The following is a 23,138-nucleotide window of genomic DNA, read 5'->3' as shown; positions in this document are numbered from 1 at the left end:
CTTTGAGTGGAACTCAAAGTCTCTCCTTTGTTTTTATGCTTCTAAAACTATCTATTCGAAAAGTGTCTTTGCAGCGTTCGAGGCAAGATCGGCTAAACTCACAGTCAGTTGACTGCCTGTATCCATCTTCTTCATCGTAATTTCGCCGCGCACCAATTCGTCATCTCCAAGAATCGCCACATAGGTGGCTTGAAAACGGTCAGCAGATTTCATTTGTGCCTTCATTTTACGACCTTGGTAATCCTTCTCTGCTTTCAGTCCTTGCACTCTAAGCTGGTGCAGCAGCTTCGTTACTTCCTTCTCCGCTGCGTCTCCTAGACCGATCAAATATACATCCAACGGCTCTGGCTTCGGAATATCGACACCTTGCGCCTGCAGTACGAGCAGAATACGCTCAAGGCCAAGACCCAAGCCAACTCCCGGCTGATCGTTGCCATGGCCGCCAATCTGCTCAACTAGACCATTGTATCGTCCGCCTCCGCCAATCGTATCAATCGCGCCGATCCCGGCTGCTTTGTACTCAAATGCTGTATGCGTGTAGTAATCAAGACCGCGAACAAGGCGCGGATTAATCCGATACGGGATTTCCATCGCTGTTAAATGCTCTTGGACCAGCGCGAAATGCGACGTGCACTCTTCATCCAAATAATCTAAAATTTCTGGAGCGCCTTCGCCATACTTTTGATCCACTTTGCAATCAAGAATTCGCATCGGATTACGATCAAATCTAGACTGACAATCTTTACAAAGCAAATGCTTGACAGGTGCGAAGAACTCCTGCAGCTTCTCACGGTAAACCGTTCTAACCGCTGGTGTGCCAACGGAATTAATTTCAACGGTTACTTCCTTAAGACCAATTTCTTTATAGAACGTATAACCAAGCGCAACCACTTCAGCGTCAATGCTTGGATCAACGGATCCGAAAGCTTCAATGCCGAACTGATGGAACTGGCGAAATCTCCCAGCCTGTGGCTGCTCATAGCGAAACATAGGTCCTACGTAATAAAGTTTCGTTAAATCGGGAATCCCGTAAAGCTTATTCTCTACATAAGCCCTAACAACACCAGCTGTTCCCTCGGGGCGAAGCGTCATACTGCGGTCCCCTTTATCGAGAAAGGTGTACATCTCTTTGCCCACGATATCTGTCGTTTCTCCGACGCCTCTAATGAACAATTCGGTATCCTCAAATATCGGCGAACGAATTTCTTTGTAATTAAATCTTTGGCACAAGTCTCTTGCTTTGCTCTCTAGGTACTGCCACTTCTCCACCTCACCGGGAAGAAGATCCTGTGTGCCTTTTGGCTTTTGAATGCTCATGTGCTGGGCCTCCTCTTATCTGTCGTTCCTGTCAAATAACAACAAAAAAATCTCCCACCCCCGACTAACGTCAGGGACGAGAGATTTGATTAACAAATTCACCCGTGGTACCACCCACATTCAGAAATGCTGCTATCGATTGCCAGAGGCAACGAAACAGACTTCTGCTCTTTACGGTTAACGCCCGCTATACGCACAGCTGCTACTAGGCAAATTGACATCAGCCAATATGCTATTCCCAGCCGGTCCTCGGGGAGGTCTTTTCGTTCGCTCATCATAGGAAGCTTGCAGCCTAGACTTCCTTCTCTGCTTATGTGGGGGCGACTTACTTTGTCCCTTCAACGGATCACAAAATTATCGAATTACAATATTGTTTATTGTAAACATTGGCAGATACAAAGTCAAGAGATAGAAGTACTAACCCTCCTATAGCTCCACTATATTAGTTAATGTAAGTCCGCCCATTTTTGCAACTCGTCCATAACGGGTTTAAGCCCTTTTCCTTTGGCGGTTAATTCATACTCAATCCGAACTGGCGTTTCTGGGTATACATGACGGATGATGATCTCTGCAGCCTCGAGCTCCTTGAATCTCTCCGAAAGCATGCGATCACTCATACTCGGGATGAGAACTGATATATCTTTAAAGCGCTTCGGTCCAGAAAGCAAGACATGAACAATAAGTCCTGTCCAACGCTTTCCTAGAAGTTCAAAAGCATTCTCGAATTTGGGACACAGTTGATAGTCTTCCATATAAATCATCTCCTTATAAACAATTTTAGCATAGTCGCTTGACAAAAGTAAGTGCTTCGTAATAATATACTAACATAAAGTAAGTCATTAAATAAAGTATATTAATAGAGGAGTTGTTAGTAATGGCGTTAGGTCTACTTATTATTCGTTTAGTGATCGGTTTATCATTCGCGGCGCATGGTTCACAAAAAGTATTTGGATGGTTTGGTGGCTATGGTCCCAAAGGTACGGGAGGTTTCTTCGATTCAATAGGAATCAAACCAGGTGTGCTCATGGCTGTTCTTGCAGGTTTAGCGGAAATTGCAGGTGGGCTTCTCTTCGCCGCAGGTCTTTGGACACCATTAGGTGCTGCTCTTATCGTACTAACTATGCTTGTTGCTATCATTAAAGTTCATGCCAAAAACGGTTACTGGGTAACTTCCAATGGTTATGAATACAATTTAACGCTTATTGCTATCGCTGTTGGTGTTGCCCTTATCGGAGCCGGTGAATATTCCTTAGATGCTTTGATGTAAAAATGTTATTAGGCCGTCCAGCACAAGCTGTGACGGTTTTTTTGTGCAAAGAAAATAGCCTGCAGCACAAGGGCTGCAGGCCTCAAGTAAATATATTTTAAAGGGGGTCGACGTTTATTATATCCCTACTTGATTAAAGAGATATGAAAATTAAATTACAATTTCATTACAGCATTTTCTCCGTATTTTCAATCATTTTCATTTATTTTCACCGTATATTCAGACCATTTTCACATATAGATGTACAACAAGGCAGATGGCCTTGAATTTATCATCAGGAGGCTGTAACAATGACAATACAAAACGAGTTTCAAGAGGAACGGCAAGATCTAGTGGTGCTCTTCTCTGAAGATTCCGAAACCGAAGCCGAAGTTGAAGAAGAAGTAGCTGAAGAAACAGCCGAAGAAGAGGCCATTGAAGAATCGGACGAAGCTCAGGAAGCGGAAGAAGAAGCATCTGATGAGGAAGAAGTTGAAGCTGAGGATGTGTCCGAGGAGGATGCCGAAGCGGAAAGTGAAGAATCAGCCGAAGAAGATTCGGAAGATTCGGTGCAAGCAGAAGAGGATGCTGCGGACGCAGACTGAACAGCGTAAGAATGTAAGCGTACTCACAAAAACTTCCTTAGCTTCGAAAAGTTAAGAGCCCTAGTGCCACATCTATAAGCGGCATTAAGGCTCTTATTTGTTGTTCTATGGCTTACCAGTAACGCCAACTTTTAAATCTTTAATAAGCAAATATGTGTCCGCATTCGTTAACTTTTGCTTGTCGGCAATAAGTTTAACGGTCGTTTCTGTTAGCAGCTTATTCTCCACTAACTTGGATTGCGCTTCAGTAGATGTAGCTTTCAACCCTAACGCTTGTGTGATTGTATAGCTGGCTTGTTCTAGTGTCAACGGTATTTTATCTGCATTTTGCAGATTCACTATAGCTTGACTAACATCACCGATCCAGGCATCTGACTTCATCTTCTTAGCGCCGCTGACAAGATTGACCATCCGTTTTGGATTAGCCGCTTCATCCAAGAGGAAGTTATTAGAGTACGCCCCGGATGCCAATCCGAGCATTAAAGCCGTTTTGAGACCTTCATATGCTTTATGCTCCATAAAAGGTTCCGGCTTCAGCTCAATCGGCTTAATCTCCATCCCTTGGGCATTCAACTGCTCCTGCAGCTTCGCTATCGCCTCTTTGGAGGCCGACATTTGGCGGAACGTCAGCTTCTCCAGCTGGGCTAGCTTCGCCGCAGTGCCTGCCGCCTGGCCTACCGCCATGCCGTTCGGGATCACACGCGCACTTCCATGAGGCAATGTATCATAGCTCGCTGCTTTACTAGCGACCAGCAAACCATCCACTTTGAGCGGCACGATGCTGCGAAACGGAATCGCATACTGCGTCGGATCGCAGACGACATTGCCGTTATCCGTTGGCGATGTCCGCTGAATGTCAACCGGATACGAACCAAAACCAATTCGATCCCACTGATCGCCATTCGTACATACATCTACGATATTCAGCCGATATTCCCCTTGAATATGCCGCGTTTCGCGGACATACAATTCCGATGCTGTGCCGTCCAGTTCAACCCCGGCAAACTCAGGGAACGTTTGTTTCATGTAAGCGACGACATTCGGCAGCTCTTTGTTCGCAATGTCAATCGCTTCCTGCACCGACTTGGGATCGAACGTATCCACATTAAAAATTTGCAATGAATTTACGAGTGCCGTGTTATCGTTCTGTCTGCCCATATTCAAACCGCGCATCTTTGCACGTTCTTTGTTAACTGGCGGATAGCTACTCATCTCTCCGTAACCCCAGACGCTGACCTCGTTCACACCGGTGCCGTCGGAATTATCGTTGTTCAGGCGCTTCGCCATTTTGTCCCATATCTCAGACGTAACGTTCTTGAGTTTGAACACCAAGGTCACAGCCATCCGCGACTTGGGATCGCCCAGATCCTCGCGACCAAATGTGAATGGTACGCCTGCAGCTGCGGCAAAATCCGCATCCTGTGTAGCGTCAATTACAGCACCAGCTCTCACGGTCTGTTTGCTGCCGTCAGCAAGTGTCAACACAGCACCCTGCACGTGTACGCTTCCACTTGTGGCTGGGCCGAGCACAGGTTCAATCTTTTGTGTATGTAAAAGGATGTCGATATTTTTCTCAGCGCTGACCAACTGGTTGAACACATTCGCTGCCGTGTTGACATCGAAGGAATCGCCTTCAATCCGATTATACCATTCGGAGAAAAACCCCTTGTTGAAGACTTCCTCCTTGCCAAGCGGATTCACTTTGGGCATGTAGTTCATGTCAATCGTATTCAGACCACCAAGCGTCATCAAACCGCCCAACATCTCCCGATTGCGTCCGTCCACGAGCAGCGTGTTAAGCCCGTTGCGTGCTGCCGATACAGCTGCTGCAAGGCCTTCCGGATCTGTCCCTACGACGATGACATCGTATGTTTCCTTCGCCTTTTTGACGGATTTAACTTTTTCCAGCTCCTGTTTCGTGGCGCTATGCGCACCATGTGAAAGGTGTTTATATTGATAATACAAGGATGCAGCAGCTGCCAGCACCGCGAGTAGAATCAAACTCCCCATCAACCAAATCCAACCTTTGGATGTGGAATTGTAACGATTCGAATTTGCCATTAGAACGAAAGCACCCACCTTGTCTTCTACTTTTCATACGGCTTACCGAATAAAGGTTTTGATAAGCTTCTGGAAACAGTCAATTAAATAATAGCCAAAAAACATCACTTGTTAGTTTATCACATTTTGAACGTGTAGAGAAATTTTACGGCATGAACAAATAAAGCCGCGCATAGCTGAACGAGCAGCACGCGTGGCTTTATGGTTACCGATAGGATTTTTTGGGAATGCTTTTCATCTTTTCTTGCTCGGATGTGAATTCTGCACTAATTTCTACATCAGCTAGCGCAGGTGCTTGACTCATCCGCTCAGCAAGTGTGGTATGGAGCAGTTGCTGCTCCGGTGCCGTCATGGCTCTGTGTTTGATCGATTGACGCATCTGGGTGCTCCTAACCGCTAGTCTATACAGATTAAGTATAACCAGTCAGCTAGCTTATTATCCTTCGGAGCAACCTATTTGCTATCAATAACCAACGTAACTGGTCCCCAATTCGTCAATGATACATCCATCATTTCGCCAAAAGCACCCGTTTCCACTTGTATGCCTAGGGAACTTAGCAGCTCATTAAACTTATCATAAAGCGGCTCAGCAAGCTCTGGTCTTGCCGCCGACATGAAATTAGGCCGTTTCCCTTTACGGCAATCCCCATACAAAGTAAACTGCGAAACGGATAAAATTTGTCCTCCCGTCTCCAAGACAGAAAGATTCATTTTACCGGTTTCATCTTCAAAAATACGCAGCCCAGCCACTTTATCCGCCAGGTACTTCGCATCCTGCTCTGTATCATCATGGGTAATTCCGACTAGCAGCATCAAGCCCAGTTCAATACGACCAATGGTTGTATCATTGACAGTTACTTTGGCACGCTTACAACGTTGAACAACTACTCTCATTGCCTGTGGAATCTCCTTACCTTTATAACATCGGCTAGCTTTGCATAATACGCTGAACGGAATAAACATCTTTGACACGTTTAATTTTCTCAACAACGGACTGCAGATGGTCAATATTTTTGATTAAAATGGTCATATGAATTGTAGCCATCTTGTTCTTATCTGATCGACCGGATACAGCGGAAATCATCGTTTTACTTTCTGAAACAGCTTGCAGTACTTCATTTAAGAAGCCGCGGCGGTCATGACCTGTGATTTCAATCTCTACATTAAAATTGGATTCGACAGCTTCGGCCCAATCGACCTCAATGACCCGTTCCTCTTCCCCCATACTTGAAGGTATGTTCGTACAATCAGAACGATGCACGGACACGCCGCGCCCTCTAGTGATGTACCCAATTATCAGATCGCCAGGTACCGGATTACAGCAGCGAGCGAAGCGTACAAGCAAATTATCGACGCCTTTGACACGTACACCGTTAGTTGGACGGCTTTTGCGCTCGGATGAAGTCGGAGCCTTGACCTCCTTGACCTCACTAGTAAGCTTCAGCACCTGTGCTTCCTCAGCTTCCTTACGCAGCTTCTCCGTTAACTTCGTACATATTTGTGCAGCTGTAATACCGCCAAAGCCGACGGCTGACAGCATATCTTCAATATCGCTAAAATTAAACTTCTTCGCGGCTTCAAGCATTTTATCGTCGCTCATCAATGTCGGTGGATCGATCGCCAATCGTTTGAGCTCGCGCTCAATCATGTCTTTCCCTTTTTCGACGTTCTCTTCGCGCTTCTCTTTCTTAAACCACTGCTTGATCTTACTTCGAGCATGGGAGGACTGCGCGATTTTAATCCAATCCTGACTAGGTCCGTAAGAGTGCTTAGAAGTTAGAATTTCAATAATATCCCCGGTTTTCAACTTGTGGTCCAAGGGAACGATCCGGGAATTTACTTTGGCACCAATTGTGCGATTGCCGACTTCAGTGTGAATCCGATAAGCAAAATCCAGAGGTACAGAACCGGCAGGAAGCTCGATTACTTCTCCTTTTGGCGTAAAGACGAAAACAAGATCTGAGAAGAAATCCATCTTCATGGATTCCATAAATTCGGAGGCGTCATTGGTCTCGTGCTGCAGCTCCAGAATTTCACGGAACCAGCTCATTTTGTCCTCAAAAGTGCCCGAAGGTACAACTGAACCGCCTTCTTTGTAGGCCCAATGCGCAGCGATACCGAACTCTGACGTCCTATGCATCTCCCATGTGCGAATCTGTACTTCTAACGGTTCTCCCTTAGGACCAATCACCGTCGTGTGTAAAGATTGATACATATTCGGCTTTGGCATCGCAATATAATCTTTGAAGCGTCCAGGCATCGGTTTCCACAAAGTATGAATAATACCTAAAGAAGCGTAGCAGTCCTTGATACCATCGACAATAACACGAAGTGCCATGAGATCGTAAATCTCATTGAATTGCTTGCCGCGGGAGCTCATTTTTTTATAAATACTGTAAAGGTGCTTAGGTCTTCCGGAAATATCTCCCTGAATGCCCATTTCTTCGAGCTTTTCTTTAATGCTGTGAATAACGTCCTCGATATATTGCTCACGCTCTGTACGCTTCTTCTGCATGAGGTTAACGATCCGGTAATACTGCTGCGGATTCAAATAACGAAGAGCAATATCCTCCATTTCCCACTTAATCGTGGAAATACCGAGTCGATGCGCAATCGGACAGAAGATCTCCAGCGTTTCCTCCGCAATACGGCGCTGGCTCTCTTCGGATTGGTACTTCAATGTGCGCATATTGTGCAAACGATCCGCCAATTTAATCAGAATGACTCGAATATCCTGCGCCATGGCAACAAACATTTTACGGTAGTTCTCGTTCTGCTGCTCCTCTTTGGACTTGAACTTGATCCGTTCCAACTTCGTCAAGCCCATCCACTAGCATCGCGCAAGTTTTCCCGAATTTATCTAGAACAGTTTCCAGTGAAACTGTTGTATCTTCAACGACATCGTGCAGAAGCGCAGCAATGATGGATGTGACATCCATCTGCATGTTCACCAATATATCTGCAACAGCGAGTGGATGCAGAATATAGGGCTCACCTGATTTGCGTACTTGGCCATGATGGGCTTCATCCGCGAATTCATAGGCCTCCCGAATCCTCTGCAAATCATTCTCTTTCAGATAGGTGGCGGCCTTCTCCAGCAGCTGCTCTATACCCATGCATCTACCCATTCCCTTTAATCGATTTTTATTCATTATGCCTGCAAGGCAGGCTCCACGTCAACTGTTCACACCATGCATTCGACAAAAAGCAGCATTTTCTACCCATTCACTGAAAGTATTCCTGAAATATTAGCTTTCATTGTATAAAAAAGAATCGAACACGAACATTCGATTCTTAACTTTACTTAATATTGAACTAAGGAAACCACGTCAATCCCATTAAACTTACTTCTACCGTCTAAATAGGATAACTCGATCAAGAACGCAGCCCCTACAACTTCTCCGCCAAGCTGCTTAATCAGGTCGATCGATGTTTGAATCGTTCCACCTGTTGCAAGCAAATCATCCGCAATCAGTACCTTTTGACCTGGTTGAATAGCATCTTTATGCATGGCTAATTTATCCTTGCCATATTCAAGAGCATAGTCAGCCTCAATCGTCTCGCCAGGCAATTTACCACTCTTACGAATCGGAATAAAGCCTAATCCAAGTGAATAAGCGAGCGGAGCGCCAATGACGAAGCCGCGTGCTTCAGGACCCGCAATAACATCGATTTGTTTCTCTTTAATTAATGCTTTCATCTGATCGATAGCTTCTCTATAAACCGGTCCATTTTGCAGTAACGTTGTGATGTCCTTGAAACGAATGCCTGGTTGTGGAAAATCCGGGATAACGCGAATGTGTTCTTTGAAATTCATATAATTTCCTCCAAAATGTGATTTTCTTTTTTTATTTGATCGGCTATCCATTCCTCCAGCTCTTTGGCTGAGGAGTACATGACAATGGATTCAACTTCCTGGCGATGCAATCTATGTTGATACAAGCGGGATGCTGTTAGATCTCTCTTAGCCGGTGACGCATGTAGTTTAACTAGGCCGCCTTGTTTCTCAACAAAACCAAGTTCTTCAAAAACGGATAAAATAAATTGAATCATTGCTGGAGAAAGACCCGATCGTTTACTAAACGAGGTCATTAATCGTACATCCTGAACATTCAGCGATCCTTCTTTTTGCAAAGTGCCATACAGCATTTTAAACATGTCTCGAGATGGCAGCGTACTGCCGCTGTCAGGCCCTAACTCTGCAAATACTGGATAACAGCGCATCATTCCACAGGCTTGATGAAGCACACTCTGCAAGCTTGCAACGCTGCGTGGGATCGTGTACAAGATAATATCCTGCATGTTAGCAAATCCCAATTGACGGGCTGATTCGTTACCCGGTCGTAATTGTTCGCTATCTTGAACAATCCAGTAGGGCACTGAGCCACCTAACTGAAACGCAGTTGAAGTGAATAAGGCTGCATCTGCTTCATCAAATAGAACGATAGCTGGAGTGAGTGTGCGGTTACCATTCCCCGCAGCAATCGTGTTCTGAAGTACGCTAAGCTTTGTGCTCAATTGTCCCGCTCCACGCCAATCAAACAGCTGCATATGCGTTATACGAAGATCCTGCATCATGATTTGAGGCTTCCTCACACCGTTCCACTCGTTGATTGAAAGCTCTCCAAGCACATCTACCTTAGCAGCAGGTGCGATCAGACCAGCCAAGCTTCCTTTGCCGAAACCGACAGCTTCCACTGAGCAGCTTACTTCTTCCTTCATCTGGGAGAGAGCTAGCTTGAGATGCTGTTTCTCCTTGCCCATCGTCCGGATATCGCCGAGCGATAAATCGGTGAACATGAACCTCGGCGCAGGATTACCCATTCCGAATGGCGCGAGCTTCTCTAACTGCTCAATACTTGCAATCGGAACATCTGACAAGCTGCACGCCGCATCTGCTTTCAGAAGTGGAATGAAATCCTGTTCCGTTAGTGCAGCAGCTGCTAGTTCATTCAGCTTATGAGTGAATGCCTCCAGATGGCTGCTATTCAAACTCATCCCCGCAGCCGCTTGATGGCCACCGTAGTGGTCAAGCATCTCATCACAAGCCGTCAGCGCTTTGTGTAAATCAAAGCCGGCAATCGAGCGAGCAGAACCTTTGGCCATACCCGTCTGTGGATCAATGCTAAGCACTAAGGTCGGACGGTAAAATCTCTCTACGATCTTGGATGCAACAATACCGACAACACCGACGTTCCACTGTTCCTTAGCGACAACTATCACTTTATCTAAACCTTTGGCTTGCTGCTGCTCGGCTAGAACAAAAGCTTCTTTCACCATTTCTTCTACAATAAGTTGACGTTCTTTATTCAGCATATCCAGTTCAAAGGCAATTTGCTCCGCTTCTTTCTCATCCGATGTTGTGAGCAGCTTCACGGCAATATCTGCGGCTTCCAATCGGCCGCTTGCATTAATTCTTGGTGCTAGCGAGAAACCAATGTGAGATGCGGTCACTTCCTTATTATCAATCCCGGATACACCAATAAGTGAACGAAATCCTGCGTAGGTAGAATCCTGCATACGCAGCAGTCCCTGCTTCACAATTAAACGATTCTCCCCCGTGAGAGGCATTAAATCTGCAACCGTACCAAGCGCTGCAAACTCCAACAGTTCTTCAGGCAATCGATCAAGTATGGCATGAGCCAATTTAAAAGCAACGCCAACGCCTGCAAGGTGTTTATAAGGGTAAGGGCAACCTGGCTTCTTTGGATTAATGACAGCTAAAGCTTGAGGCAGTATCTCAGGTGGCTCATGATGATCCGTTACGATAACATCTAGGCCTATTTCCTGACAATAGGCTATTTCCTGAACAGCACTAATGCCTGTGTCAACCGTGATTAATAGCGTGACGCCTTGTTCTTTGGCTAATTCGATCGCAGAGCGATTTAGCCCATAGCCTTCTCGAATGCGATGAGGGATATACGTATCGAAACGAGCGCCTAGGCCTTTTAACAAATGGGCCATCAATGAGGTGCTGCTTACACCATCGGCATCGTAATCACCATATACACGTATGAATTCATCATTCTGAAGAGCTTTTCGGATCCGTTCTACAGCTGGGAGCATCCCGTCAAGCAGATACGGGTCATAATAATAGTGGACTCCGCCATGCAAGAATTGTTCAGCATCTGGCACGGTGCGTATATCTCGAAGAACAAGCATCCTGGCAACGAGCGGGTCTATCTGCAGCTCGCGCACAAATGTTTCAACGAGCATTTCATCCGCATTTCCTATGCTCCATCTTGCCTTCGGTGCTAGCACTCGGTGTGTCCTCCTTAGAGTTTTCCGTATGGAAAACTTTCTTCGTAAACATAATTTTAGCGCTATTTAGTGAATAACGGATGGAACTTCATTTAACTCGGTATCCGTATTATTTTTGTAAGGATATCCTGCATCATAGGGGCTTACCTGAACAAAAACATCAGAAATATGATGGAATCGTTTCATCAACTGCTGCTTGATCTTTTTGGAGACTTCATGCCCTTCCCATACAGATACCCTTGGATTTACGCTAATTTTGATATCAACAACGACATAATGGCCATGTTCCCTTGCCTGCAAGTCATCGACGGTTATTACACCTTTTATCATCTGTACGGCAGCAATCAGTTCTGCAGCATCTTCCTGCAGCAGGACATAATCGATTTTTGTATGTAAGGCTTCTTTAAGTAACGAATACCCCATCTTCAGCACCATGAGAGATATAAATAATCCCGCAAGTGAATCCAAATAATAAAGAAAAGATAGGTTTAGGTAATTGCCCATTAAAGCTCCTAACACACCAATGAGAGCTACAATAGAAGAGTATATATCGGAACGGTGACCCCAGCTATTAGCAATTAATTCCTGAGATTCTAAACGCTTTCCCATCCTGTATGTATATTGAAACATAATCTCTTTTACCAAGAGCGAAATCCCAATTGCAACAAGTGCGTATAACTTAGGAGCATGCTCTACGTCAACCCATATGGATTTGATGGTAGAGATGCCCAGTTCAACACCCAGGACTAGAATAACGATCGACAGCAAAATAGATGTGATAGATACCTTCTTATCTTGACGATTAGGATTTGCTTCTTGAGGCGCCGCTTCTGCTGTTCTTCGTTTAATTAATGCAGAAGATGAACTTACTGCCTCAGAGGCTGAATGTACCGCGTCAGCGAGAAGTGCTTTACTCTGCGACATAAACCCAACAATAACCTTGAGACAGGCAAGAGCTAAATTGCCGGAAATACCTACCCAGACAGTGAGTTCTGTCTTTTGAAAACGCTCGTCATTCACGTGGACACTCCCCCTGAACGGATACAAAGGCCGCGCAACATTCACGCGGCCGGTTATTATGGTTATTACGCTGCAGCTTTCTTTTTAGAACTACGCAAAGAGTTTCTTTTCAATAAATACCAAATTGAACATGCTATGAAAATAGACGAATAAGCTCCACTTGTTAGACCGATTAATTTCGCAAGTGCGAAAAGTTTAATGGACTCACTACCGAATATATATATACACCCTGCGGCTAACAATACGACTAATACGGTATTGACATTACGCGCCATCGTTTGCCAGATACTATCGTTGACCAACGCAACGAGATCTTCGTCCGTTTTGATTTTAGCAAATCGCAGATTTTCACGAATACGGTCAAAAATAACGATTTTATCATTGATAGAATAACCAATTGTGGTCAAAACTGCCGCTAGAAACGGTAAGTTTACTTCAAAGCGGAAAATCGCAAACATAGCGATAACCATAAAAGCATCATGAAGTATGGCAATAATCGCTGCTAAGGCAAAGCGCCATTCGAAACGAATACTGACATACAAACAAATCAAAACGCTGGAAATGGCAATGGCATAAACCGCTTTAAGCAATAGTTCCTTCGCTAATTGTGGATCAACTGTGTTGATTTCTTTGGAAACCTCAGAACCATAAGCCGTTGCGAATGCTTTTTGGATCTTATCAACCGTCTCATCATTCAAAACATCATCGAATCGGATGGAGACACGATCACTGTTATTACCGCCGATTGTTGGATCCGCAAAGTTCGATTTTACATCGCCATTCGTTTGAAGAGTATGCAATATTTCTTCAACCTTGGCACTGTCTAGTTGTTTGCCAACGACAAGATCAATATTTGTTCCTGCTTTGAAATCAACGCCGAAATTCATGCCAGAAAACAGCATAACGAACAGACCAATAGCAAGAAGTGCAATCGAAATAATGAAATACTTATTGCGATTTTTCACAAAATCATACTGTTTCTTAAAGCCCACGGATATCTGCCTCCTTCACACCGAAATAACTTGGCTTTTTCAGCAAGTTGCCCCGTATGATAAGATGCAGCAGCCATCTGGAGAACAATACGTTCGTTAAGATACTGATAATAATACTCATCATCGTAATAACCGCGAATCCGCGAATTGCGCCGTTTCCGACGTAGTACAGAACTATACCAGCAATCAAATTCGTTACGTTAGCATCCATAATTGTACGGAAAGAATGTTTCGAACCTGATTTCAATGATGAAAGAATGCTCTTGCCGGCACGTATTTCCTCACGAATTCTTTCATAAGTAATAATGTTCGCATCGACCGCCATACCCGCTCCTAAGACGAGGGCCGCAATACCTGGCAGCGTTAGTGTTGCATCCATAAAGTCGAATATTGCCAATAGTACCCATACATAAGTAATCAGTGTAAAGGCAGCCACTACACCTGGTGCACGGTAATACGCTACCATGAAGATAAAGATTAAGATCGAAGCAATCAAACCAGCTCTAGCTGTTTGATGCAGCGATGCTTTACCTAAAGTGGCATCCACACGCTGAATATATTTCTCTGTTAATTTTAACGGCATAGCCCCCAAGTTAATCATTTTCGCTACAGTAGTTGCTCCCGCAACACTTGTTTGAGTAATGATAGCGGAGTCACTATCAATCGGAAAATTCACTGAGGCTGAAGATTCCAGTTTTTCATCCAAATAAATGGATAACGTACTACCAGTAAGCTTGGTCGTAACTTCTTTAAACTTCTCTCTGCTCTTCATCTTGATTTCAACAATCGGTTGATTCGTATTCGGATCGTAGCTAACTTTAGCAGCGTTCTCAACAAAATCAGTTCCGTTCATATAAACCGTTCCATCCGGACCTCTAAAGGTAAGAACAGCAGGCTTGGATAATAAGCTTCTGACTTCTTCCTCATTTTCAACACCCGCAAGACGTACACGAATGCGATCTGATCCTTCCGGATAAACCTCAGGTTCGGCTACACCAAATGAGTCAGCACGTTTGGCAAGGCTTTCTGCCGCTTCAGAAAGCGTCTCCTTTGTAAGCGGTTGACCAGCTGCCAAGGGCTCTGCGGTGTACAAAATTTCAAACCCGCCTTTTAAATCCAATCCAAGCTTAATTCGATCTACTAGACTAGGGCTTGTTGCTCCGATCGCTCCGAGAACAACAACAACCGTTAGAATAAAGAACGATATTCTTTTCCAATCCACCATCTCTTGCTTGTCTCCCTTCCATACTCAATATGCCTATTATACTCAGGTCTGAAAATCGAGTCAATTTAAGTCGTTTCATGAAAAAATAAGCCCATTCTTAGAATTGGGCTCCTCTATACATACTAATCGTCATCCAGTTCATGAACGCCGTTGATTTGAGCGACAAAATGTCATTTACGATTTGATGAAGCGAAGGGACACCCGTTTTGCGGTATTTGTCGCTAACGCAATCCCATATATCTTTACCACTCACGTGCTCGTAGCCAAGCATAACAAATTCTTCAACTTTGCTTAAACATAAGCTTTCGATAAGCTCATTAAGTTCCAGATCAGTAAGGGAAACCTGTTCTTCCTCAGAGTCAATGGATGCTGTCTCGCTAGCCTCTACCTGTTCATTCTTCTTGTCCTCAGGATGATGAGGTACTTGATCGTTATCTTCTCCGTTCATTGGGAGAACCTCCTAAGGTGTGATTTACCTTTACTCATTAGAATAATTCGATATTCATCCACCATTTTCCTGCCAAACTGTGACCTGTCCACAAAATGTTAGCATGAGCTTGGCCAACCCTCGCATAGTCATAGGATATGACACGTATCGGAAGAGGGAATGGCAGTGACCAAGCAGTCGTTTATTAGAGGCACGATGATCCTGTTAGCCGCAGGCATTTTGAACCGTATTCTTGGCTTTATACCTAGGATTACTTTACCACGTGTCATCGGTGCTGAAGGTATCGGTATTTATCATATGGGTTGGCCATTCTTGTCCGTTATCTTAACTATTATAACAGGCGGGATACCTGTTGCGATTGCCAAGTTGATAGCAGAAGCAGAGGCTGAACACAACGAAACGAGAATACGCAGCATTCTAAAAATCTCGTTAGCTATTACCATCAGTCTCAGTGTCGTATTTACGATCGCTTGTGTCGTAGGAGCTTCGTGGATTACATCTCATTTATTAACAGACTCACGAGTTTACTACACGTTCCTTTGTATGAGTCCAATGATCCCGATCATCGGTATCTCCGCTGTTTATCGCGGCTATTTTCAGGGAAGACAGAATATGATCCCTACCGCTACTTCTCAAATTATGGAGACACTCATCCGTATTGTCATGGTTCTCGTTTGTTCGTATGTAATGATCCCCTATGGGATCGAATATGCAGCAGCTGGTGCGATGACGGGTGTCCTAGCGGGAGAAATTGGCGGCCTAGTCGTCTTAGCCATCCATTTCAAGTACGACAAGAAAACATCTCCTAAAGCCCCTATTGCGCAAATTGGAACGAATAAAACGAATGGCAGACTTTCTAATTTTCGTAGAATTATGCGAATTTCAATCCCTATAACAGGAAGTAAATTGATTGGGGCAAGCTCCTATCTGCTGGAATCCATTCTGATTGCACAAAGTCTAGCTATTGCGGGTATCTCAACTTCATTGGCAACAGCCCAATACGGCGCCTTACAAGGGATGATTATCCCTATTATACTTCTGCCTAGCGCACTTACGATGTCATTGTCGGTCTCTCTCGTTCCCTCCTTAAGCGAAGCAGCCGCCCGCAAAGATATCAAAACCATTCACATGCGGCTGCATCAATCCTTAAAGCTGGCTTTAGTAACTGGTGCTCCATTTGCTGTCCTTATGTTCGTTCTTGCAGAACCGATCTGTACATATATGTACAATCAACCTGAAGTAGGAGTCATGCTGAAAATGATGGCTCCTATCGCCATATTTATTTATTTTCAAGCTCCGTTACAGTCCGCCTTACAGGCTTTGAACAAGCCAGGATCCGCTTTAATCAACACCTTGATTGGCTCATCTGTTAAGCTTATTCTCATATATTGGCTAGCCAGCAAGCCGGAAATGGGTATTCACGGAGCTGTTTTCGCCATTAATGTGAATATCGTCTTGGTAACGCTTCTGCATTGGAATAGTGTTGTACGCCTGTTGAAATTCCGCATGGAAGGCAGTGATTTCGGTAAAATCGGGGCAGCTATGGCGCTTTCCGGGCTTTGCAGCTACTTCATCATGTATACGTCTTGGACATCAACCGATTGGCTTCGTTTTGTAACCTCTTTTGTCATAGGGTTTATCGTATATTTAGTGTTCATCACTCTATTTCGTCTAATTAGCTTAAAGGATATAAGCCGGCTTATGAACATGGGCAAAAAAATCATACGCTGATGAGCAGCTTATCTTTTACGATCCAAAAACATTCGCCCTCTATGATCAATGGAGCAATAAAACACTTCTTTAAAATCACGGGCTCCTTTAACTTGGAGTTGATTTTTCAGCCAAAATCTGGTTTTCCCTATTTTCTCCAAATTCGCATCCTGCACTTTACCATCCATAATGAGAGGCAGCGGAAGTCCTTCATAGCGAATCGCACCCTTCACTCCATCATTGACTTCAGCTGTCTCTTTTACTTCTCTTTCCACTACACTTAATTTCCCCGAAGGTTCTAACACCGCGAACTCCACATCTGCCACATTCATAATCTTATTTTGTCTTAGCTGCAGCATCAAATCATCTAAATTATATCGATGCTTCTTCATTTCCTCTCGGTCAATCATTCCCTTGTTGATTAAGACGCTCGGCCTTCCGTCAAAGAGAATTCGAACGGTTCTACTTTTTAATGTAATAAACGCAATGAAGATTTGAATAAGTACCAGCGTTGCCATTGGGACAAGCCCATCCATAAGTGGTTTGCTGGAATCTTCAAGAACAAAGACCGCAATTTCTGCAATCATAATCGAGATCACAAGATCAAACAGCGAAAGTTTACCAATTTCACGTTTTCCCATGAGCCTTAACATGAGAAAAACGACAAAGTAGATCAGCACGGTACGTAAAAAAATGGTCAGAATATCCATTGTTAGCCTCCCCTGATCTAAGCTCTTGCTTGTTCTCGGAGTTCAATGGTATTCTGACCGCTCATGCACTTCATCATGCAGAATTTACGTATTCAATTGTTGGCAATTCCTACAGAAATAACTTGAAATAAATTGTAGCTGCTATGAATAAAAGCAAAGAAATCGGAGCGGCCACGATAAAATATCCGCGTTGTGTTAGCCCTCCCCCCTCCTGATCAGAAAGAGCGGCCGCATACATGCTAGTCATAGAACTTAGAAGAGTGACCCCGCTGCCAATGGCAGTTCCAACGATTAAAGACCACCATAATGATGTAATTGTTGTGATGTCGGCTGCACTTGGCAGCATGCTACCCATATGCTTGACGACTGGAATCATGGCAGCCGTATAAGGAATGTAGTCCATCATGGCAGAGCCAAAGCCGGTAAGCCATAACAGAAGGATGGATAAGAAGGGAATGTTTCCTTGACTGATTTCTAAACCTCTCACTGCAATAAATCCGGTAATTCCGGCATACGTTAAACCACCGATCATGATGAATAATCCAAAGAAAAAGAGCAATTGTGTCTCTCTCAAGCCTTGCCATATGGAAAGATAGTCTCTACGTTTCACCAATTGGAATAGTTCTTTGTAATTTAATGCCAATAAGGTTACTGCCCCACATGCAGCAATGTACGAAGCTTTCCATCCTAGTACGCCTTGAAGTAACAAAGCTAACAACGTAAGTCCGATGATTAAACAGCTCCCAACAAGAAATCCTCGATCTGAAGCCAAATTAGAGGCGGGTTGTAAAGTAAGCAGCTCTCTTTTATATGATTCTGCTACAATCATCTTCTTCCCGTAAATCAACCATATCACGAGATATACAATGGCTAACAAGATGATTACAAGAGGCCCGAGCTTTATTAGCATCTCCCCTGTTGATATATTCTCTGCAGCTCCAATCATTCGGTTAGGCAAAATTCCCCATGAGCGTTGCAGCTCCACCAATATTCACCGATAAGAGGATGCTAATCAGAAAAGGAACTGGAGATAATTTCATCATTTTTGTCGTCTTCAGCAAAATGGGTACAAGCACGGCTATAGCTAGCAAACCATCCAAAAGCGCTGATACTATCGCTGAAAGGACTGACAAACTTAGTAGAACCGTAATTGGCTGTAATCGAAACTTTCGTAGGATATGACTTGCCGAATAAGCGATAATTCCTGTTTTCAGAAAAACGCCAGAAATAATAAATAAGCTTGTGATAAGTAAAAGAACATGCCAGTTTGCGTAACTTGTAACTGCCTTGCCAAGAGGAACAATCCCCAACATTATCATCAGAAGGGCTCCACCTAATGCTGTATACATCCGATCCCATTTCTCAATCAAGATACAAACATAAGCCGCGGCAAAAATGATCAAGGCAATGATAGCTTGCCATAAAACTGGACCTTGAGAAAATTCCGTCATAATTATCCCCTTCCCTAGAACAGTCTGTACTAATTCTATGTGCTTGGCCATACAATGATGTTAATGAAACGAACGAATATACGAAAGGATTGGTGGCCTGTGAACCCTATGAAAACGGTCAGTCAGGTTCGAATAACGTCTCCTTTATTTTCCGGACTTGTTTATTCATTAAGTATGATGACAATTGGAACAATAGTGACGTCCTTATTTCTACTTTTAACCAGCACACAAGAAAGCTCTCTGCATATGTTAACTACGATTATTCATGCAGTTTCTCTATTTATTGGAGGCTGGGTTTCAGGCAAAAGAGCTGGAAACCGCGGCTGGTATCACGGGGGTATTGTTGGCTTTGTCTATTTTATCCTCATTTTTTTGGTTGGTTTTCTTGCTTTCGATGCCGGTTTAAATCTTCAATCCCTTCAATTACTTAGCATTCTATTCGTGTCAGGAGCATTGGGCGGAATACTCGGCGTTAACACGCAAAAATAAGACGTTTCCGTGAAGATATCACTTTCCCCCTTAGATTGTGGTATAATATCATAGTTATTGCCACAAATAATTTCCAATATTAGGGGGAAAACACCATGAGCCCTTTTCAATCTATGACGCATGCTACAGTCTATATAGTTATTACTATCTTTATTTTCCTGATCGCTGCGACACGAAAGAATCCATTTAATATTGCCGGAAGCTTTGTTCAAGAAATATTTACCTCTCGTAAGTATGTCCTTCACTTTGTTGCACTGATTACCATACTTTTTTTTAATAAAGTCGAGATGTGGGTTGAAAAAGAGATCGATATAAAAGCGGATTTCACCAAATCGATCTATAGCATTGAAGGTAACTTCGTTGCATCCATTCAGCACTTTTTCCATAATGATACGTTGACTTTAATTAGCAGCTATTTTTATGTGGTCGTTTTTCCCGCTGTAATGATAACATCGATTGCACTTTATACGTACCAGAAAAATTATAGACTCTTTTACGCCATTTGTTACGCACTCATGTTCAACTATATGATTGCCATTCCATTCTATCTGTTTTTCCCAGTCAACGAAGTATGGTCGTTTCATCCTACTGTTAAGCTGTTGATTCTCGATGTATTCCCAACTTTTGAACAAGACTATCGCCCACTTTCTGGACTTGATAATTGTTTTCCAAGCTTACACACATCGATCTCGGTTTCGATGGCTGTAATTGCAGTGAAGAGTCGCAATACGTTTTGGAAAATATTCGTGCCTTGTTCTTCGGCATTCATCATCTTCACGATCTTTTATCTAGGTATCCACTGGTTATCTGATATGTGTGCCGGTGTTGTGCTTGGTGTTGTAGCAGCTAGAGTAGGCTTACGTATTTCCGATGGCCGTCTCGTTCTTGGCGAACAAGCTCTGCTTAAGCGATTAAAGAATAATGAACTATAATACCTGTCTTATATCTTTGTAAAAAGTCAAATAAAAAGCGAGAACCTGATTGAAGGATCTCGCTTTTTATTTTATTCCTTTGCTGCAGTTTGAGAAACAGCATTGACAGCAGAACGATCAAATGTCATTTTCGTCGCATCGTTAACACGAAGTACACAAATGTCGTCCGTGATTTCCATAATCGTTCCGTGAAGCCCGCCAATCGTAACGACCTTATCCCCTTTTTTCAATCCTCCAAGCATTTGACTACGTGTTTTCTGTCTTTTTTGCTGTGGACGAATAAGTAGGAAGTAGAGAACTACGAACATGAGCACTAATGGCCCGTATGTATACAAATATCCTACCGCACCTGTGTCGGCAGCTCCTTCAGCCAATAGAAACATAGGTATCCTCCTCTCTTAGAATCCTCTTTCATTATCATTCAGCCCATAAGCTGCAAAGAAGTCATCGCGGAAATCAAGTAAACGATCTTCCTTTATAGCTTCTCTGACTTCTCGCATAAGCTGTAGTAGAAAGTGAAGGTTATGAATTGTGGTCAATCTGATTCCGAAGGTCTCATCCGCTTTAATTAAATGACGAATATAAGCTCGGCTGTAGTTCGTACAGGTATAACAAGAACATTTGGGATCCAACGGACCAAAGTCAGTCGCATGCTTAGCATTACGGATAACAAGCCGGCCTTCGCTAGTCATACAAGTCCCATTCCTGGCTATCCTTGTTGGCAGTACGCAATCGAACATATCGATACCGCGGATAGAGCCTTCAATTAATGCATCTGGGGAACCTACGCCCATCAGATAGCGAGGTTTGTTCGCAGGCATAAGAGGTGTTGTGTAATCAAGCACTTCATACATCAAATGCTTAGGTTCTCCAACACTCAGTCCACCAATAGCATACCCCGGGAAATCCATGGAAGTCAACTGCTCGGCACTCATCTTACGAAGATCTTCGTGCATGCCTCCTTGAATGATGGCGAACAATCCCTGATCATTCGGTCTGCTATGACTTTGCAGACAACGCTCGGCCCACCGCGTCGTACGCTCAAGTGATTTCTTCACATATTCATACTCTGCGGGAAAAGGAGGACATTCGTCAAAAGCCATCATAATATCTGAACCAAGTGCATTCTGAATTTCCATTGCCTTCTCCGGGGAGAGAAAAAGCTTGTCCCCATTCAAGTGGGATTTAAACTGTACGCCTTCTTCCGTAATCTTACGCATGTTACTTAGACTGAATACTTGGAACCCGCCGCTGTCTGTCAAAATAGGTCGGTCCCAATTCATGAATTTGTGCAAACCACCAGCGGCTTTCACTATATCATGACCCGGTCTGATGAAGAGATGATAAGTATTACTTAAAATAATATGAGCATCCATCGTCTTCAATTCCTCAGGGCTCATCGTTTTTACCGTTGCCTGTGTGCCAACTGGCATGAAAGCTGGCGTTTCAATGACACCGTGAGGGGTGTGAACGCGTCCAAGACGTGCTCCGGATTGTTTACATGTTTTGATTGGTTCATAAGTAACTGCTGCTGCCAATACATCCACTTCCTATTCTAATCGTCTTTCTGATAATTGAACTTAGTAAATTAACATAGCATCTCCAAAACTAAAAAAACGATATTGCTCGCGGACAGCTTCTTTATAAGCTTGCAACACATTCGTTCGCCCAGCTAATGCGCTAATAAGCATAAGCAGGGTTGACTTAGGTAAGTGGAAATTCGTTAACAAGGCATCCACCACACCGAATGTATACCCCGGATAAATAAAAATTGAAGTCCAGCCCTGTGAAGGCTGAATAACTAATTGTTCGACAGCATCGTTACCTGCTTGCTTGCGACTCAAGCCAGCTGCAGTTTCTAACGTACGAGCTGATGTAGTCCCCACGGCAATCACACGCTTACCATTCATTTTGGTTTCGTTAATTAGTGCTGCCGTTTCAGATGACAGTATGTAATACTCCTCGTGCATATGGTGTTCTTCAATCGTGTCCACAGATACAGGACGGAATGTCCCGAGCCCTACATGTAGGGTAACAAATGCAAGACGAACACCTTTGGCTTGAAGTTTATCCAAGTAAGCTTCGGTAAAGTGCAGCCCTGCCGTTGGTGCAGCAGCTGAGCCTTCATGCCTTGCATATACCGTCTGATAGCGTTCCCGCTCTGACAACTGCTCCTTAATATAGGGAGGAAGCGGCATCTCGCCCAACCGGTCTAGAATCTCATTGAAAATGCCTATATAACTAAACTGGAGGACACGACCACCCATATCTCCAACTTCCACAACTTCCGCTGTTAACAGAGGTTGTTCTCCACTGGTTGTGTTGCCGTTCACGCCGAAAACCGCTACTGCCCCTAATTGCATGCGTTTCCCTGGCTTTACCAAGGCTTCCCAACGATCCTCACCTAGGGGCTTCAGGAGCAAAATCTCCACTTTGGCGCCGGTGTCTTTCTTCGTACCAAAAAGCCGTGCTGGAATGACTCGCGTGTCATTCATCACGAGTAAATCCCCGGCTTCTACATAATCAATTAGCTGTTCAAAAGTCCGGTGACTAATCTCACCTGATTGTTTGTTCAACGTAAGCAGTCTAGACGCTGTTCGATTAAGCAGCGGCGTCTGGGCAATCAACGATTCAGGTAGTTCAAAATCGAAAGCTTGTACATCCATGTTAT

The 23,138-nt window shown here is 43.9% G+C and carries 22 protein-coding genes and 1 pseudogene; 5 read left to right on the top strand and 18 right to left on the bottom strand.

Annotation, left to right across the window (positions count from 1 at the left end; translation table 11 throughout):
• Positions 1-51: 51 nt before the first annotated feature.
• Both hisS and QFZ78_RS31405 read right to left on the bottom strand, forming a co-directional pair.
• On the bottom strand, positions 52-1,317 hold the full coding sequence (hisS, locus tag QFZ78_RS31410) for a histidine--tRNA ligase (RefSeq protein WP_307553270.1): 1,266 nt from the start codon (positions 1,315-1,317) through the stop codon (positions 52-54).
• Between the two features lie 446 nt (positions 1,318-1,763).
• The gene (locus QFZ78_RS31405; protein ID WP_056836252.1) at positions 1,764-2,069 is read right to left on the bottom strand and encodes a winged helix-turn-helix transcriptional regulator; all 306 of its coding nucleotides are present in this window, start codon (positions 2,067-2,069) and stop codon (positions 1,764-1,766) included.
• A gap of 122 nt (positions 2,070-2,191) precedes the next feature.
• On the opposite strand from QFZ78_RS31405, the gene QFZ78_RS31400 reads away from it, so the two are divergent.
• Entirely contained in the window at positions 2,192-2,584 is a 393-nt protein-coding gene (locus tag QFZ78_RS31400) for a DoxX family protein (RefSeq protein WP_307553269.1), read from the top strand.
• A 290-nt stretch (positions 2,585-2,874) separates the two neighbouring features.
• Positions 2,875-3,168, top strand: coding sequence for a hypothetical protein (locus QFZ78_RS31395; RefSeq protein ID WP_307553268.1), 294 nt, complete (start codon positions 2,875-2,877; stop codon positions 3,166-3,168).
• A gap of 105 nt (positions 3,169-3,273) precedes the next feature.
• Here QFZ78_RS31395 and QFZ78_RS31390 read toward each other — a convergent pair whose 3' ends face one another.
• From QFZ78_RS31390 to QFZ78_RS31345, 10 genes and pseudogenes are all read right to left on the bottom strand, one after another.
• Entirely contained in the window at positions 3,274-5,229 is a 1,956-nt protein-coding gene (locus QFZ78_RS31390; RefSeq protein WP_307553267.1) for an FAD-dependent oxidoreductase, read from the bottom strand.
• Between the two features lie 205 nt (positions 5,230-5,434).
• A complete protein-coding gene (locus tag QFZ78_RS31385) occupies positions 5,435-5,608 on the bottom strand; it encodes a hypothetical protein (protein ID WP_154669611.1) in 174 nt (57 codons plus the stop codon).
• Positions 5,609-5,682: 74 nt separating this feature from the next.
• Positions 5,683-6,123, bottom strand: coding sequence for a D-aminoacyl-tRNA deacylase (gene dtd, locus QFZ78_RS31380; RefSeq protein ID WP_307553266.1), 441 nt, complete (start codon positions 6,121-6,123; stop codon positions 5,683-5,685).
• A 34-nt stretch (positions 6,124-6,157) separates the two neighbouring features.
• Positions 6,158-8,345 (bottom strand): annotated as a pseudogene (locus QFZ78_RS31375) (RelA/SpoT family protein).
• Between the two features lie 188 nt (positions 8,346-8,533).
• Positions 8,534-9,046, bottom strand: a complete 513-nt coding sequence (locus QFZ78_RS31370) for an adenine phosphoribosyltransferase (protein WP_307553265.1) — start codon at positions 9,044-9,046, stop codon at positions 8,534-8,536.
• Complete coding sequence (gene recJ / locus QFZ78_RS31365) at positions 9,043-11,490, bottom strand: single-stranded-DNA-specific exonuclease RecJ (RefSeq protein ID WP_307553264.1); 2,448 nt, start codon at positions 11,488-11,490, stop codon at positions 9,043-9,045. Before recJ ends, QFZ78_RS31370 begins: the two co-directional genes overlap by 4 nt.
• 66 nt (positions 11,491-11,556) lie before the next feature.
• Entirely contained in the window at positions 11,557-12,510 is a 954-nt protein-coding gene (locus tag QFZ78_RS31360; RefSeq protein WP_307553263.1) for a cation diffusion facilitator family transporter, read from the bottom strand.
• Positions 12,511-12,575: 65 nt separating this feature from the next.
• A complete protein-coding gene (secF, locus tag QFZ78_RS31355) occupies positions 12,576-13,502 on the bottom strand; it encodes a protein translocase subunit SecF (protein ID WP_307553262.1) in 927 nt (308 codons plus the stop codon).
• On the bottom strand, positions 13,492-14,724 hold the full coding sequence (gene secD, locus QFZ78_RS31350; protein ID WP_307555967.1) for a protein translocase subunit SecD: 1,233 nt from the start codon (positions 14,722-14,724) through the stop codon (positions 13,492-13,494). Before secD ends, secF begins: the two co-directional genes overlap by 11 nt.
• 100 nt (positions 14,725-14,824) lie before the next feature.
• On the bottom strand, positions 14,825-15,175 hold the full coding sequence (locus QFZ78_RS31345; RefSeq protein WP_307553261.1) for a post-transcriptional regulator: 351 nt from the start codon (positions 15,173-15,175) through the stop codon (positions 14,825-14,827).
• 165 nt (positions 15,176-15,340) lie between these two features.
• On the opposite strand from QFZ78_RS31345, the gene spoVB reads away from it, so the two are divergent.
• The gene (gene spoVB, locus QFZ78_RS31340; protein WP_307553260.1) at positions 15,341-16,906 is read left to right on the top strand and encodes a stage V sporulation protein B; all 1,566 of its coding nucleotides are present in this window, start codon (positions 15,341-15,343) and stop codon (positions 16,904-16,906) included.
• Between the two features lie 8 nt (positions 16,907-16,914).
• Here spoVB and QFZ78_RS31335 read toward each other — a convergent pair whose 3' ends face one another.
• The 3 genes from QFZ78_RS31335 to QFZ78_RS31325 all read right to left on the bottom strand — a co-directional run bounded on the left by QFZ78_RS31335 (position 16,915) and on the right by QFZ78_RS31325 (position 19,046).
• Positions 16,915-17,595, bottom strand: coding sequence for a DUF421 domain-containing protein (locus QFZ78_RS31335; RefSeq protein ID WP_307553259.1), 681 nt, complete (start codon positions 17,593-17,595; stop codon positions 16,915-16,917).
• A gap of 109 nt (positions 17,596-17,704) precedes the next feature.
• Complete coding sequence (locus QFZ78_RS31330; RefSeq protein WP_307553258.1) at positions 17,705-18,580, bottom strand: SLC13 family permease; 876 nt, start codon at positions 18,578-18,580, stop codon at positions 17,705-17,707.
• The gene (locus tag QFZ78_RS31325) at positions 18,546-19,046 is read right to left on the bottom strand and encodes an SLC13 family permease (protein ID WP_307553257.1); all 501 of its coding nucleotides are present in this window, start codon (positions 19,044-19,046) and stop codon (positions 18,546-18,548) included. The genes QFZ78_RS31330 and QFZ78_RS31325 overlap by 35 nt, the downstream gene beginning before the upstream one ends.
• Positions 19,047-19,154: 108 nt before the next feature.
• Here QFZ78_RS31325 and QFZ78_RS31320 point away from each other — a divergent pair, with 108 nt between their 5' ends.
• Both QFZ78_RS31320 and QFZ78_RS31315 read left to right on the top strand, forming a co-directional pair.
• Positions 19,155-19,535 (top strand): TIGR04086 family membrane protein, encoded by a 381-nt coding sequence (locus tag QFZ78_RS31320; RefSeq protein ID WP_307555965.1) that lies wholly within the window; start codon positions 19,155-19,157, stop codon positions 19,533-19,535.
• 95 nt (positions 19,536-19,630) lie between these two features.
• On the top strand, positions 19,631-20,467 hold the full coding sequence (locus QFZ78_RS31315) for a phosphatase PAP2 family protein (RefSeq protein WP_307553256.1): 837 nt from the start codon (positions 19,631-19,633) through the stop codon (positions 20,465-20,467).
• 71 nt (positions 20,468-20,538) lie between these two features.
• Here QFZ78_RS31315 and yajC read toward each other — a convergent pair whose 3' ends face one another.
• The 3 genes from yajC to queA are packed head-to-tail and all read right to left on the bottom strand — an operon-like array spanning position 20,539 to position 23,133.
• On the bottom strand, positions 20,539-20,850 hold the full coding sequence (gene yajC / locus QFZ78_RS31310) for a preprotein translocase subunit YajC (protein WP_307553255.1): 312 nt from the start codon (positions 20,848-20,850) through the stop codon (positions 20,539-20,541).
• Between the two features lie 15 nt (positions 20,851-20,865).
• Positions 20,866-22,005 (bottom strand): tRNA guanosine(34) transglycosylase Tgt, encoded by a 1,140-nt coding sequence (gene tgt, locus QFZ78_RS31305; protein WP_307553254.1) that lies wholly within the window; start codon positions 22,003-22,005, stop codon positions 20,866-20,868.
• A gap of 42 nt (positions 22,006-22,047) precedes the next feature.
• Positions 22,048-23,133 (bottom strand): tRNA preQ1(34) S-adenosylmethionine ribosyltransferase-isomerase QueA, encoded by a 1,086-nt coding sequence (queA, locus tag QFZ78_RS31300; protein ID WP_307553253.1) that lies wholly within the window; start codon positions 23,131-23,133, stop codon positions 22,048-22,050.
• Positions 23,134-23,138 lie beyond the last annotated feature (5 nt).

The sequence above is a fragment of the Paenibacillus sp. V4I5 genome (assembly GCF_030817255.1).
GTDB lineage: Bacteria > Bacillota > Bacilli > Paenibacillales > NBRC-103111 > Paenibacillus_E.
The sequence above is the reverse complement of the archived record's forward strand: the minus strand, read 5'-3'. Positions and strand labels throughout refer to the sequence as shown.

Excerpts from the sequence above, each read along its gene's own strand:
- hisS (WP_307553270.1), bottom strand. The coding sequence starts at position 1,317 with ATGAGCATTCAAAAGCCAAAAGGCACACAGGATCTTCTTCCCGGTGAG.
- QFZ78_RS31405 (WP_056836252.1), bottom strand. The coding sequence starts at position 2,069 with ATGGAAGACTATCAACTGTGTCCCAAATTCGAGAATGCTTTTGAACTT.
- QFZ78_RS31400 (WP_307553269.1), top strand. The coding sequence starts at position 2,192 with ATGGCGTTAGGTCTACTTATTATTCGTTTAGTGATCGGTTTATCATTC.
- QFZ78_RS31395 (WP_307553268.1), top strand. The coding sequence starts at position 2,875 with ATGACAATACAAAACGAGTTTCAAGAGGAACGGCAAGATCTAGTGGTG.
- QFZ78_RS31390 (WP_307553267.1), bottom strand. The coding sequence starts at position 5,229 with ATGGCAAATTCGAATCGTTACAATTCCACATCCAAAGGTTGGATTTGG.
- QFZ78_RS31385 (WP_154669611.1), bottom strand. The coding sequence starts at position 5,608 with ATGCGTCAATCGATCAAACACAGAGCCATGACGGCACCGGAGCAGCAA.
- dtd (WP_307553266.1), bottom strand. The coding sequence starts at position 6,123 with ATGAGAGTAGTTGTTCAACGTTGTAAGCGTGCCAAAGTAACTGTCAAT.
- QFZ78_RS31370 (WP_307553265.1), bottom strand. The coding sequence starts at position 9,046 with ATGAATTTCAAAGAACACATTCGCGTTATCCCGGATTTTCCACAACCA.
- QFZ78_RS31345 (WP_307553261.1), bottom strand. The coding sequence starts at position 15,175 with ATGAACGGAGAAGATAACGATCAAGTACCTCATCATCCTGAGGACAAG.
- QFZ78_RS31335 (WP_307553259.1), bottom strand. The coding sequence starts at position 17,595 with ATGGATATTCTGACCATTTTTTTACGTACCGTGCTGATCTACTTTGTC.
- QFZ78_RS31325 (WP_307553257.1), bottom strand. The coding sequence starts at position 19,046 with ATGACGGAATTTTCTCAAGGTCCAGTTTTATGGCAAGCTATCATTGCC.
- QFZ78_RS31320 (WP_307555965.1), top strand. The coding sequence starts at position 19,155 with ATGAAAACGGTCAGTCAGGTTCGAATAACGTCTCCTTTATTTTCCGGA.
- QFZ78_RS31315 (WP_307553256.1), top strand. The coding sequence starts at position 19,631 with ATGAGCCCTTTTCAATCTATGACGCATGCTACAGTCTATATAGTTATT.
- yajC (WP_307553255.1), bottom strand. The coding sequence starts at position 20,850 with ATGTTTCTATTGGCTGAAGGAGCTGCCGACACAGGTGCGGTAGGATAT.
- queA (WP_307553253.1), bottom strand. The coding sequence starts at position 23,133 with ATGGATGTACAAGCTTTCGATTTTGAACTACCTGAATCGTTGATTGCC.